At 59.0% G+C, this 13,042-nt stretch carries 13 protein-coding genes; 10 read left to right on the top strand and 3 right to left on the bottom strand.

Annotation, left to right across the window (positions count from 1 at the left end; genetic code table 11):
* The first annotated feature begins 60 nt into the window (after nt 1-60).
* The 4 genes from F1529_RS05635 (at nt 61) to F1529_RS05620 (ending at nt 3,914) form a co-directional block, all read left to right on the top strand.
* Nucleotides 61-516, top strand: coding sequence for a DUF962 domain-containing protein (locus F1529_RS05635; protein WP_155132862.1), 456 nt, complete (start codon nt 61-63; stop codon nt 514-516).
* A gap of 235 nt (nt 517-751) precedes the next feature.
* Nucleotides 752-1,339, top strand: coding sequence for a LemA family protein (locus tag F1529_RS05630; protein WP_155132859.1), 588 nt, complete (start codon nt 752-754; stop codon nt 1,337-1,339).
* Between the two features lie 12 nt (nt 1,340-1,351).
* A complete protein-coding gene (locus F1529_RS05625) occupies nt 1,352-3,286 on the top strand; it encodes a M48 family metallopeptidase (RefSeq protein WP_007148628.1) in 1,935 nt (644 codons plus the stop codon).
* Nucleotides 3,287-3,548: 262 nt separating this feature from the next.
* Nucleotides 3,549-3,914: a hypothetical protein gene (locus tag F1529_RS05620; RefSeq protein ID WP_007150409.1), complete on the top strand. Its 366-nt coding sequence runs from the start codon at nt 3,549-3,551 to the stop codon at nt 3,912-3,914.
* A gap of 22 nt (nt 3,915-3,936) precedes the next feature.
* Here the strand turns inward: F1529_RS05620 and F1529_RS05615 are convergent, their stop codons facing one another.
* On the bottom strand, nt 3,937-4,986 hold the full coding sequence (locus F1529_RS05615; protein WP_155132856.1) for a GNAT family N-acetyltransferase: 1,050 nt from the start codon (nt 4,984-4,986) through the stop codon (nt 3,937-3,939).
* A gap of 213 nt (nt 4,987-5,199) precedes the next feature.
* Here F1529_RS05615 and F1529_RS17720 point away from each other — a divergent pair, with 213 nt between their 5' ends.
* Together F1529_RS17720 and F1529_RS05605 are read left to right on the top strand one after the other, a co-directional pair.
* On the top strand, nt 5,200-5,808 hold the full coding sequence (locus tag F1529_RS17720) for a cold-shock protein (protein WP_304503042.1): 609 nt from the start codon (nt 5,200-5,202) through the stop codon (nt 5,806-5,808).
* Nucleotides 5,809-5,897: 89 nt separating this feature from the next.
* On the top strand, nt 5,898-7,451 hold the full coding sequence (locus tag F1529_RS05605; protein WP_155132853.1) for a sodium:solute symporter: 1,554 nt from the start codon (nt 5,898-5,900) through the stop codon (nt 7,449-7,451).
* Here F1529_RS05605 and F1529_RS05600 read toward each other — a convergent pair.
* Nucleotides 7,379-8,041: a hypothetical protein gene (locus tag F1529_RS05600; protein WP_039926302.1), complete on the bottom strand. Its 663-nt coding sequence runs from the start codon at nt 8,039-8,041 to the stop codon at nt 7,379-7,381. The genes F1529_RS05605 and F1529_RS05600 overlap by 73 nt on opposite strands.
* Nucleotides 8,041-9,342, bottom strand: coding sequence for an exo-alpha-sialidase (locus tag F1529_RS05595; protein ID WP_230457719.1), 1,302 nt, complete (start codon nt 9,340-9,342; stop codon nt 8,041-8,043). The genes F1529_RS05600 and F1529_RS05595 overlap by 1 nt, the downstream gene beginning before the upstream one ends.
* Before the next feature lie 319 nt (nt 9,343-9,661).
* Between F1529_RS05595 and F1529_RS05590 the strand changes: the two genes are divergently transcribed.
* From F1529_RS05590 to F1529_RS05575, 4 genes are all read left to right on the top strand, one after another.
* Complete coding sequence (locus F1529_RS05590) at nt 9,662-10,357, top strand: START domain-containing protein (RefSeq protein ID WP_155137048.1); 696 nt, start codon at nt 9,662-9,664, stop codon at nt 10,355-10,357.
* 106 nt (nt 10,358-10,463) lie between these two features.
* Nucleotides 10,464-11,210 (top strand): lysophospholipid acyltransferase family protein, encoded by a 747-nt coding sequence (locus F1529_RS05585; protein ID WP_155137045.1) that lies wholly within the window; start codon nt 10,464-10,466, stop codon nt 11,208-11,210.
* Between the two features lie 312 nt (nt 11,211-11,522).
* Nucleotides 11,523-12,362 (top strand): SDR family oxidoreductase, encoded by an 840-nt coding sequence (locus F1529_RS05580; RefSeq protein WP_007149516.1) that lies wholly within the window; start codon nt 11,523-11,525, stop codon nt 12,360-12,362.
* A gap of 77 nt (nt 12,363-12,439) precedes the next feature.
* Entirely contained in the window at nt 12,440-13,030 is a 591-nt protein-coding gene (locus tag F1529_RS05575; RefSeq protein WP_155132850.1) for a DUF938 domain-containing protein, read from the top strand.
* Nucleotides 13,031-13,042: the final 12 nt, after the last annotated feature.

Raw genomic sequence — 13,042 nt, 5'->3', positions numbered from 1 at the left:
TTCACGATCTGAACCAGCGGTGCAATACTCTCCTTAACGGCCAAAAAAAGGGAGAGAAACATGGCAACCCGCAGCATGGATGACTGGCTCAACGCTTACGGCGAGAGCCACCAGAACCCCACCAACAAGAAAGTGCATTTTGTCTGTGTGCCGGTGATCTTCTTCACCATCATCGGCTTTCTCTGGGCCATCCCGGCACCCTTTTTTACCAGCTTCTGGGCCTGCCTGGCGCTGGTCTTCGTGACCCTCTACTACGCCCGCCTGTCCCTGCCCATCGCTGCAGGCATGCTGGTATTCAGCCTGCTCTGCCTGGCCGGCCTCAGCCTGATCGCCTCCGCCGGCATCAGTGTCTGGCTGTTTTCGCTGGTGGTCTTCATTCTCGCCTGGATTGGCCAGTTCTGGGGACACAAGGTAGAGGGCCAGAAACCCTCCTTCTTTGAAGACATCCAGTACCTGATGATCGGTCCGGCCTGGATCATGGGTTTTCTGTATCGCAAATGGGGCATCAAGTACTAAAGACGCGAGTGACGAGTCACGAATTTCGAACTTCAAAAGCCGAAAAGATTGCTTTACTACAGAGACACAGAGCTCATAGCCTTTCGAAACTCGTGACTCGCAACTCCCCCCCCCTGACGATTCGCTTGCAAGCAAGCGCCTACAACGGTTTCATGCGCCCCCCTCCTTCCCACTCTACGACTTTTGCAGTAGTTTATAGCCCTACAACAACACCGCTTGGGGAAGGATCACCTGCATGGGCACTCTGATTTTTTTCGGCATCATCATTGCCGTCATTATTTACATCATTGCCGTCTACAACCGGCTTATCGCCCTGAAGAACCGCTTCAAGAACGGCTTCGCCCAGATTGATGTGCAACTGCAGCGCCGTCACGACCTGATTCCCAATCTGGTGGAAACCGCCAAAGGCTACATGAGCCACGAGAAAGAGACGCTCACCCAGGTGATCGAGGCCCGCAACCAGGCCGTTAGCGCCAAACAGGCCGCCGCCGCCCACCCGGACGACGCCAACGCCGTGACGCAACTGGGCAAGGCGGAATCCCTGTTGTCCGGCTCACTGGCCAACTTCTTTGCGCTGAGTGAAAACTACCCGGACCTGAAAGCCAACGACACCATGGCGCAGCTGATGGAAGAACTGAGCAGCACGGAAAACCGCATCGGCTTTGCCCGCCAGGCATTCAATGACGCCGTCATGAACTACAACACCTACCGCGAACAATTCCCGCAGAACTTCATTGGTGGGTTATTCGGCAGCTTTAGCGAAGCCAAACTGCTGCAAATCGAAAGTGAGCAGGCACGCAAGGCCGTGAACGTCAGCTTCTAACCCGGCCTCCCCATGGATTTTTTCCAACACCAGGAACGGGCCCGGCGTAAAACCGGGCTTTTGGTTCTGTATTTCATTCTTGCGGTCATCGCTATTGTGGTGTGCGTGAATCTGGCGGTATTGCTGACGCTCTTCTGGGGCGATTTTCAGTCAGTCTCGCCCAGCCAGTGGTTTAGCCACCCTTTCATCCACTGGATTACCGGGCTCACCCTCGCCGTGATGGTGTTTGGCTGCCTGCTCAAACTCTGGCAACTGCGCAAGGGTGGCCAGGGGCTGGCCGAGATGCTCGGCGCACGCCATATCACCATGGACAGCACCGCCACTCGGGAAAAGCAGCTGATCAATGTGGTCGAGGAAATGAGCATCGCCTCGGGCATTCCCGCCCCCCAGCTCTATGTACTGGACAAGGAAACCGCCATTAACGCTTTCGTGGCCGGGTTTCGGCCCTCGGAAACCGTACTGGTGGTCACCCAGGGCACACTCAATGAACTGAATCGGGATGAATTGCAGGGCGTCATCGCCCATGAATTCAGCCATATTTTCAACGCCGACATGCGCCTTAATCTGCGTTTGCTAGCCGTATTGGCGGGCATTCTCGCGCTGGGCAAGGTAGGTGAGTACCTGATTCGCGGGCAACGCCGCTCCTCCTTCAGCCGTTCATCCTCCAACCGCAAGGGCGGTGGCGGGCTGGTGTTTGCCGGCCTGGCCCTGATGGTGATCGGCTATGTGGGCCTGTTCTTCGGTCGCCTGATCAAGGCCGCCATTTCCCGGCAACGGGAACTGCTGGCCGACGCCTCCGCCGTGCAGTTCACCCGCAACCCGGCCGGGCTCGGCGGTGCGCTGATCAAAATCCGCAACGGCAACGGCTCCCACCTGGCCACGCCCCACGCGGAAGACATGAGTCACATGTGCTTCGGGGAGACACTGCACTTTCGTCTGCGCAACCTGCTGGGAACCCACCCACCACTGGACGAGCGCCTGTCCGCCATAGGCAGTGACTGGGTGGCCCGTGCCCGCAGCCGCGCCCGGGACACGGGGAGTGGCCCGGCGAGCCCAGCAACATCAGGCCCTGCTGCGCCACAGGGCGCCGCCGCCTTTGCCGGTGGCAGCACGGTACCAGAAGGCGCTAAATCGCCCGAGGCACCCACGCCGTCATCCGCCCCTTCACAGCGGGTCGGTACCGTCAGCGAACCGGATATGGGCTATGCCCGCAGCCTGCTGGAGGCTATTCCCGAGGACCTTCGGCGCCAGATACGCTCGCCCCAATCGGCGGAAAGCGTGCTCTACGCCTTGATCCTCAGCACCTCCACCAGCGACACCGAATCACTGCTGGATGCACTGAACGTCAGCGATCAACGCCAAGCCCTGGTGACCTTAAGCGAGACAATCAGAGCACTGGGATCACGCCTGCGTCTGCCGCTCATTGATCTGGCCTTGCCGGTTCTCAAACCGTTGCCCGCCGATAACCGTGCCCGCATCCTTTCGCACCTGACGGCACTGATTGAAGTCGATAACCGCTACACCTTTTTCGAATGGGCGCTGGTGGGGCTCGCCCACCAGCAACTGGGCGAGCAATCCGGCAAGAACCGGCGCACCCGTTTCCGCCGCTACGGCGCCCTGGCTGCAGAGCTGCAACTGCTGTTTTCCGTGTTGACCTGGGCCAGTGGCGCCGAAAATGAAGAGGCCCGGACACTGTTTCAGCGCAGTACCCATGGACTGCTGCCCGCCGGCCGCACCTTGCTGCCCCTGACTCACTGCGGCAGCCACAAGCTCGGCCATGCCATGGACCGGCTGGCCGACCTGTCTCCCCTACTCAAGGGACCGGTCATTGATGCCGCCGCCGACCTGGTGCTGGCCGACGGCAAGGTGCAAGTGCAGGAAGCCGAACTACTACGAACCATCGCCGCCCTGCTCGAATGCCCGCTACCCCCGCTGTTCGCCAGCTGAGCCTCGCCAGAGTCCATTACCCCTGATAGCGCCCAACAAGCGCCACCGCGTGTGGGACGGCGGGCGCTTCTATTATGCAAAACACTGAATTGGCTTCAAATTGTCAGTTTTAGCTTACAATCATCAGAGCGACTTCCCCATGCATTGGCACGGAAGTACGGGCAGAATACGAACATCTCCGAAACACTGCCGTTGATCGGCAGGACTGTGATTAACATCACACTTTCACGGACGATCAACCTCATGGGACGAGGACGAGACAATGAAATTCAGTAAAGCAAGCACCCGCAATACCTGGGAATTTGTGGCCCACGCCACCGAACAGGTCCGCAATGGTAGCCTGGACCCGGCACTGTCCGCCTGGGTCAACGCGCAAGGCTTTGCGCTGGATGAAACCGTCTTTTCCTCTGTATGCCGTTTTGATGACGGCATCTACACCGGCACCCTGGTGGACCACCGCGGCCATGCCTGGGAGTTCTTTGCCGACCTGAACGACCCACAGAACTGCGACCTGGAAGACGTGACAGACACCCTGGGCCCGAAATCCCCGGATCACCCCCAGGCAGATCTGTGTGACAAGGTCACCATGGCGCTGCTGTACCAGCGTGAACAGCAACTGGCCGCCTGACCCAGGCGGCCGATTCCCGGCGTTATACGCCGTCGCGCCGAAAGGGCAGCAACGTTCGCGCTTCGTCCTGATAGCGCAGCACATGCAGCGCCTCTTCCTCACAGAAATCCCCGATCGCCCGCTGAAACGCAGGTTCGCGCAAATGGTGCATTGACCAGGTAATCACCGGCTCGAAGCCGCGCAGAATCTTGTGCTCGCCCTGCACGCCCGGATCAAATTCCTGCAACTGCTGCTCAATGGCAAACTCAATGCCCTGGTAGTAACACATCTCGAAATGCAGGCAATCACGCTCCTGCAGACAGCCCCAGTACCGGCCGTAAAGCTGGGTATTGTCGAAGAAATACAGGGCCGCCGCGATTGGGGCCCGGGTGTTGTCATCCCGGGCCAGCACCATCATCAGCTGCTCCCCTTGCTGCTCTGCCACCGTCGCGAAAAAGGCCTCGTTCAGGTACGGCATCTGCCCGCGCTTGAGATACGTGCTGGCATAGCAACGGTAGAACAAGGCCCAGTCATCCGGCTGGATTTCAGCCCCCCGGCGCCGTTCAACCTGGATACCCTGCTCCTGAATTCGCCGCCGCTCCTTGCGTAAATTCTTGCGCTTACGGGACTGAAACCGGGCCAGAAACCCTTCGAAATCGGCATAGTCACGATTGAACCAGCGAAAATGGCAGGCCTGACGGGACACCAGCGGCAGCTCTGCCAGCGTCTCGCGGCTGGCCTGGTCCGGGAACAGCAGATGCCAGCCGCTGGCCTGCTGCTCTGCCATTTGCTCGCTCACTGCCTGCCAAAGCGCGTCCGGGCTCCAGTCGCCCAGCCAGCGAGGCCCCACGACCGGCGTGAACGGTACCGAGGTCACCAGTTTGGGGTAATAAGCCAGCCCATGGCGTTGATAGGCGTCCGCCCAGCTGAAATCGAATACGTACTCGCCACGGGAATGATCGCGCCCGTACAGGGGCAGCCACGCCCCTTCACGCTCCACATGGCAGGGCGACCAGCCGGTCTCAGGGGTGGTGGCGCCGCACTGCTGCAACGCCTGAAAAAAAGCCGGGTTCAGGAATGGATATGACGTCAAAATGACTCCAACATGAGTTTCACCGCCAGCTTGGGTACAATGCCCGGATTGTGTGGCGCCTGACAGTCATTACCGGCAAGCCCTGCCAACAAAAAGGGCGACGGTAACGGGGGTTTTACCCGGGCACGTTAACCGCACAATACCGCCTCGTCATCTGGCGGTTTTTATCCTTACTTTTATCACTCATTGCTTAAACAAGGTAACGTCAATTCCATGAATGTCTCTAAATCGCTGACTATTTTTTACGTCATCGTCACCCTGTTGCTGGCCATCCCTGGCGCCTGGCTTCTGTTTGCGCCGGAAATGGCCCTGGTGACCATCCACGAAAACCTGGCCATGATTCAGGTTTCCAACATCCACAGTCAACAAACCGGCCTGGGCCTGTTGCTGGCCGCTGCCGTGAACCTGGTCTGCCTGCTTGGCGGTCGCCAGCGGCTGCCGCTGCATGTGGCGGTGTTCTTCTACCTGGCCGGCCTGGTAGCCAGCCATGGCAATACCGTTTTCACCCACCAGGCGTGGCTGTGGATTCCGGTCCTCACCTACCTGCTGCCGCTGATTCCCTTCAGCAAGCTGGTGCCAGCCAACCTGCCCCGCCCCTCTTTGCCCGGCAAAAATGGTCAGCAGCGTGGTGAAGTGAAATGGTTCAACCCCAACAAGGGCTTTGGCTTCATCCTTACCGACAGCGGCGAAGAACTGTTCGTGCACTTCAAAGCCGTACAGAACGGTGGCCGTCGCAGCCTGCGCACCGGCACCAAGGTGCGTTTTGATACCCGCATGTCCGACCGTGGGGAACAGGCCGATAACGTTTATATCGAGCAATAAAGCAACATAAGTCGCATCACGGCACGCAACCGGCTGCACGCGGCGGCGAGTTGCGTGCCGCCTGATTGCCTTGCAGCGGAATAACAATAATGACACTAGCAACGGCTGATTGGGTGGTCCTCGCCGGCTACCTGTGTGTGGTGCTGGGTATCGGCTTCTACTTTTCCCGCCGTAACACCAACACCGAAGAATATTTTGTGGGCGGTCGCCGCTTCCGTGGCTGGGTGATCGGCCTGTCTCTGGTGGGCACATCGATCAGCTCCATCACGTTCCTGGCCTACCCCGCCGACGCCTTCAAGACCGACTGGCTTCGTTATCTCCCCAACCTGGCCCTGCTGCCCGCCATGCTGGTGGCCGCTTTCGTGTTCCTGCCGTTTTTCCGGCGCGGCAATATGACCAGCGCCTACGAATTTCTCGAACAACGCTACGGCCCGTCCATTCGTGTGTATGGCGCCGTGGCCTTTCTGGTGGCACAGCTGGTGCGCCTGGCCATGATTCTGTGGCTGCTGTCGCTGCTGATCCAGCAGGTCACCGACCTGTCCCCCGCCACCGCCATTGTGCTGGGCGGCCTCTTTGTCGGGCTGTACACCGTGATCGGCGGCATCGATGCGGTGATCTGGACCGACGTGCTGCAAACCGTGATTCTGCTGCTCGGCGGCATCATCTGCCTGTGGGTGATACTGGATGCACTGCCCGGCGGCCTGAACCAGGTCTTCGAGCAGGCCGGCAATGCCGGCAAGTTTGCGCTGGCGCCGTGGGAAAACGGCGCCCCGGGTGACACCTCCTGGTCGTTCTCCCTGAGTGAAAAAACCGCCACCATGATGTTGCTGATCGGGCTGACCAACTGGCTCACCGAATACTCCAGCAACCAGAACACCGTGCAGCGTTATTGCGCCTCTCAATCGACGCTGGAAGCGCGACGCGGGCTCTGGGTCTACCTGTTCACGGCACTGCCAATCTGGGCGTTTTATATGTTGTTGGGCACCGCGCTCTGGGTGTTCTTTCAGGCATACCCGGACCCGCATGCCAGCGCCATTCTGGCCGGCGATGCCCGGGCGGAAACCCTGATGCCGCATTTCATTACCGGTTACCTGCCCGCCGGCGTGGCCGGGCTGGTGATCGCCGCAGCCCTGGCGGCAGCCATGAGCTCTCTGGATTCCAGCATCAATTCGATAACCACGGTCAGCGTGGTGGACCTGTACCGCCGCCACCTGCGCCCCGGCCGCGATGATCGTCACTATCTGAAGGTGGCCTGGACTATTGCCATTGCGGTCACCGGGCTAATGATTTTCGGCGCGCTGTGGCTGAACCAGGCGGACACGAAAACGCTGCAGGACACCTCCACCATTCTGGTCTCCCTGCTCGGTGGCGGCATGTTGGGGTTGTATCTACTGGGGTTCTTCAGCAAGAGAGGGAATGCGCGGGCCGCCTGGTGTGGCATCGGCTGCACACTGGTGTTCACCGGCTGGACCATTCTGACCAATAACCAGCTGCTGCCGGAGGCGCTGAGCGCCCCCTTCGACCTGTATTACACCGGCCTGATCGGCAACGTATTGATGTTCCTGGTGGGCTACCTGGTGGCGCTGTTCTGGCCCGCCGCCTCGGTGGCGCCGTCAGCATCTTTGCCCGCTTCCGAAGGCTGAACCGGAGGCTGCGGCGCGGGCATGGCCCGCGCCCGCAGCAGCCGGTCCCGCAATAACCAACCTGCCGCCCAGCACACCAGCCAGGGATCGATCAGGTAATCCCAGAGATTATCACTGGTCAGCCAGCCGGCACCGAAGGCGCACTGAGCCGCCACCAGAATCAGGCAGGAGGCATAGGCCCGGGTGACCCACGCCAGCAGACCGATCAACAACAGGGCGGTGCTGAAGACGAAATCGCCAAAACCCAACGCGTACGGATCCGCATAACTGGAGCCCATGCTCATCGGGTAGAACCACAACGCCATCAATACCAGCATCAGGCAGGCCGTGCGCAATTCCCGCACTGGCAGCCAGTAATGCCCGGCAATACGGTGCTGAATCGCCAGCACCGCCAACAGGCCGGAAGAGATACTAAAACCTGCCAGATAACTCAGCACCCAGGCCCCCGGCCCCCACGGGTAGGGCAACAGGGACCAGACAAAAACCAGACCGGCCAACACCACACGCCCGCGCAAGGACAGCAGGTTGGCGCTGATACGCAACTGCACCGCCACCAGCACCAGTGCACAAATCACCAGATCAAGTGACATTATCGAGCTCCCTGTTCTGGTTGTTGTTGCGTCGCGCGGCTCTCCACGGCATCCGCTTTCAGCCAGGCATGGCGGATCGCCGTCTTGTTCCAGGTGTAGAGCAAGTGCAGGTCCCCGTTGCGGGTACGCACCATGTACGGGTAATCGTACTGAAACTCACACCCTCGGTGGGGCTGGCACTTGTTGGCTTTTACCCGCTCCAGGAACAGGCGCTGATCTTCGGGGATCGCTTTGCCAACAAATTCATCATCAATCAGGTCGGCAAACGCATCCGGTTTCAATGCGTTACCCCGCCACTGCTCGCGATTATGGAAAAACCAGCGATCTTCCCAATGCTGCCCCGCATCACGGGTTTCACGAATACACAGGTCATCGCGTTCTTCACGATTGCAGTTGGTCGCCACCAGCCAGTGCCCCGGGCCCATGGCCACACCGCCCACGGCTGAGCTGGGGTTGTCCACCGGCGCATATTCCAGCGGTGACCAGCGCCAGCCCCCATCGCTGCTGGAGGACTGATATAGGTAGCCGTTGTTCGGTTCATTCTCATTGCGCAGGAAAGAGACCGCATGGTTGCTGTCGTCCACCAACACCAGCGGCTGAATGGCCTTGCGCCCATGGCCGATGCGGGCCTTGCCGAGGATACGGTTATCCTGGTCCAGGCGCAGAATCTCACCAAACTTGCCGATCATCTCGTGATACACAGGCAAGCCGATGGAGCCATCGCTGTAATGAATTGGCGGGGTCTTGACCAGCGTGCTGATATTCAGGAACGGGGTCGCCACCAATGCCGTATCGAAGTCCCAGTTGGCGCCCAGGTCTGATGATTCCATCACTACCAGACGGCTGGCCGCCCAACCACCGAAACTGACTGCCACCACAAACAACCGCATGTGGCCATCATCATCCAGCACCGGCACCGCATTGCCGAGTTTGCGGATGTGGCGCCCCCAGCCCCGGGAAATCTGTTCGCGGGTGACAGACACCGTCTCGTCGGACCAGGCACCTGACTCGGGATCAAAGATCGCGGAATTAATGGACACATCCGCTGCCCCTTCCCGGGTACCGGCAAACCAGAAAGCCCGTAAACGGCCGTCGGGCAGTTCCAGCATGGAGGCTGCATGCACCATGCTGGTATCCGCATCGGACGCAAACCGGGTTTGCCACTGGGAAGCAGAAGGCACCGGGGCGGGATCTGCCGCCAGCAACTGCGGGGCCGGCTGCCAGAGCCGAGCCGGGGTGGCCGCAAAATAGCCCGCCACCAAGGCTGCACCGACCAAAAGATGAAACGCTCGTTTAAGCATAGGGAATCGTCACAACAGAAATATGCAAATGCTTGTTATTGAGTACTCAATCAGCGCAAAACGCGCCGGGCGACAGTCTAGCAGCCGTTCACAAAATTGCCTGCCGTTAATACATATTTGCCGCACCGACTGTCAGTTAGCGCGGAGAAACCACAGGGCAAAGCGGTCAAAATGTGTTCAGCCCTATAATGATAATGTCATAATGACGTCGCGTTATATGCCCAAATCAATTCCAAGAATAGCGAACAAGGACTCTTCGCCCCCTATGGACAGGCTTCGACCTTTTTGCCTTAGTTGGCTTCTGCTTGCACTTTCTGCATTGTTCTCTGCCTTTTCCCCGGCATGGTCTGCACCGGCATCCAGCAATGAGGACCCCGACTGGACCCTGGTCAGTGACCGCAATGACATTCAGGTGTACATGAAACACCGGGATGAATCCCGCTTGAAAACGTTTCGCGGAATCACTCGTTTTACCCTGAACGACGAATACTCCCTGGTCGCCCTGCTCAACGATTATCCTTCGTTCCCCAAGTGGCTTCACTTTGTCGACAGCGCAGAAGAGTTCGGCCGCACCAGCCCCCTGGACCGACAGCTGCGCTTTACCACCCAGCTGCCCTGGCCGCTGGCCGACCGGGAAGCGGTGCTGCGTGCCAAAGTGACGCAGACCCTGAACACCGAGCAGGAATCGGTGATGATCACGCTGATTAACCAGCCCGATGCCTTGCCCCCCAACAATAATTACATCCGCTTCCCGGAAATGACCGGGCTGCTGGGTTTTACCCGACTGGGTAACCACGAAGTGGAAATGACCTATGAGCTGATTCTGGATCCCGGCGGCTACATCCCCGCCTGGATTGCCAATATTCTGCTCCGCGATGCCCCTTACTTCACACTTGAGCGCCTTCGCCGCATCGTCAATAAGCCGGAATACCAGAACCATTATTACGACTATATTGATCTGCATGGCCCTGGTCGGCCGGCCGACGCCAGACCGCAGGCCGCTCCCGGCCCGTAAAGGCGCATCATCAAAACGTAACAAAGTGCTTATCTGTCTGTCATTTTCGGCCAGCCCTCCGCTACCATAGGCCCTCGTCTGCGCACAATCCGGAGAGCGGCACGTGATGGTAAGGCTGTTTTTCTTTCTTTATAGCTGGCTGATCTTTGTGCCACTGATGGTGGCCACCACTGTGCTTGCGGGGCTGACCTGCTTGCTGTTAATTCCCTTTCTGCCGGCGGAGAAGGTCGCCAAGCTCAGCGCCATTCCCTGGGCAAAGCTCTGCCTGTTATACAGCGGCGTGCGGGTCGAGGTGCATGGACGCCATCATCTATTGCCAGGCCAGAGCTACGTGATCGTCGCCAACCATCTCAGCCAGTTCGACATTTTTGTCCTGTATGGCTACCTGGGCGTGGATTTTCGCTGGGTGATGAAACACGAGCTGCGCAAAATCCCGGTTATTGGCATCTGCTGTGAAAAACTCGGCCATGTTTTCATCAACCGCGACAACACTGAAGCGGCCATTGCATCGCTCAATGAGGCACGGACACGGCTGGCCAACGGCGCCAGCGTGTTGTTCTTTCCTGAAGGCACCCGCAGTCGCGACGGGCAATTGAAACCCTTCAAGAAAGGCGCGTTCAAGATGGCCCAGGACCTGCACATACCGGTATTGCCGGTCACCCTGTCCGGGACCTTCGACATTTTGCCCGCCGGCACCCTGCGTCTTCACCCCGGCGCCACCGCCCGCCTTATCCTGCATCCCCCACTCACGGTGACCGGCCACAGTGACACTGAACTGCAAACCCTGGTCCGCCAGAGCCGGGCTGCGATTGCCACTCCACTAAGCGACAGCTGCCCCCAGCCGTCGCTCTGACAGACCGCAGCGACAGCCCGCCGTGTCGCCAATGCCACGATGCCAGCACCTTGTCTGACAAGATTGGCCCATTCTGCAGTGACAAAGTGTCTACACTCGGTCGCCAACTTGAGTTAAAAGTTCAAAGTTGATTGTGCGGGCAGAGTCAGTACCCACCGAACGGATCCACGGCCGCAAAAAGCCGCGACGGCTTGCTACCTGACATGGCGATGCAGGCCCTGACAACCTCTCTCGCGCCTTTAAACTTTGAACTTTCAACTTGCCACTCGCTTATACATGCCCTCTCCTGCGGGAGCGGATACAGGAGTCATCATGAAGAATTTCAAAGATAAAGTTGCCGTTATCACTGGTGCCGGCTCCGGTATTGGCCGGGCACTGGCCATGGAACTGGCCGCTTCTGGCGCAAAACTGGCTATCTCGGATATTAACGAAGCGGGCCTGAAAGAAACCGCCAACAACCTGAACCTCGGCGAAGATCGCCTGATGACCAAGATATTGGACGTGGCCGACCGCCAGGCGTTCTACGATTTCGCCGATGATGTGGTTAACCATTTTGGCCAGGCCAACATGATCTTCAACAACGCCGGTGTGGCACTGGGCGCCACCGTGGAAGACATGAACTACGACGACTTCGAGTGGTTGATGAACATCAACTTCTGGGGCGTGGTTTACGGCACCAAGGCGTTCCTGCCCTACCTGAAGCAAGCCGGTGAAGGGCATATCATCAACGTATCGTCTATCTTTGGTCTGGTGGGCATTCCCACCCAGTCAGCCTACAACGCAGCCAAATTCGCGGTGCGTGGCTTCACGGAATCCTTGCGTATTGAGCTTGAAATGGAAGGCAGCCCGGTCTCCTGCACCTCCATTCATCCGGGCGGCATCAAGACTAATATTGCCAAGGCCGCGCGCATGAGCGATGGCGTTGAGCGAATCACCGGTGCCAGCAAGGAACAATCCATCCAGGATTTCGAGAAGATGTTCCGCACCACCCCGGAAGAAGCTGCCAGCACCATTCTCAAGGGTGTCCGCGGTAACAAGCGCCGGGTGCTGATCGGTTCTGATGCTGTCGCCGTCGACACCATGCAGCGCCTGCTGCCGACCAGCTACCAGAAGCTGATCGCCATGGGCCAGAAATACATGAGCAAGAAGTAACCGCCAGGGAATCACGCTTTTCCCTTGCCAGAAAAAGCCTTTGATGGTGCCATGGCTTCTCACTCACAGGAGTAGCCATGACATCCTCAGAGGTTCCTTTCTCTCAGGCGGCCGAAAACAACAAAGGCCCCATCCTTCAGGTTTTGCAACAACACTGCCAGGCCCCCGGCACCTTGCTGGAAATCGGCGCCGGCACCGGGCAACACGCCGCCTGGCTGTCCGTGCAGCTGCCCCACCTGCAATGGCAACCCTCTGACGTACCCGACAATCTGCCCGCCATCCGCCATTGGTTGAGCCAAACGCCGAACCCGGCCAGGCCGCCCCTGGCGCTGGATGTCACCGGCGAGTGGCCGGCTGGCCCGTTTGATTATCTGTTCACTGCCAATACCTTTCATATCATGGCGCAGTCGCTGGTCGCCCGCTGCATCGCCGAAGGCTGCCTGCGCCTCAACGAAGGAGGCCGATTCATGGTCTACGGCCCCTTCAACTACGACGGGCAGTTCACCAGTGATTCAAACCGGCAGTTTGACGGCTGGCTGAAAGCCGCCGATCCGCAGCGGGGCATCCGCGACAAGGAATGGATCGAACAGGAGTTTGCCCGCCACGGCCGGCAATGCCTGGCAGACCATGAAATGCCGGCCAATAACCGGGTGCTGGTGTTTGGATAAGAAACGACGATT

Source organism: Alcanivorax sp. VBW004, from assembly GCF_009718865.1.
GTDB lineage: Bacteria > Pseudomonadota > Gammaproteobacteria > Pseudomonadales > Alcanivoracaceae > Alcanivorax.
Note: the sequence above shows the minus strand (reverse complement) of the source record. Positions and strands in the feature narration are given on the sequence as shown.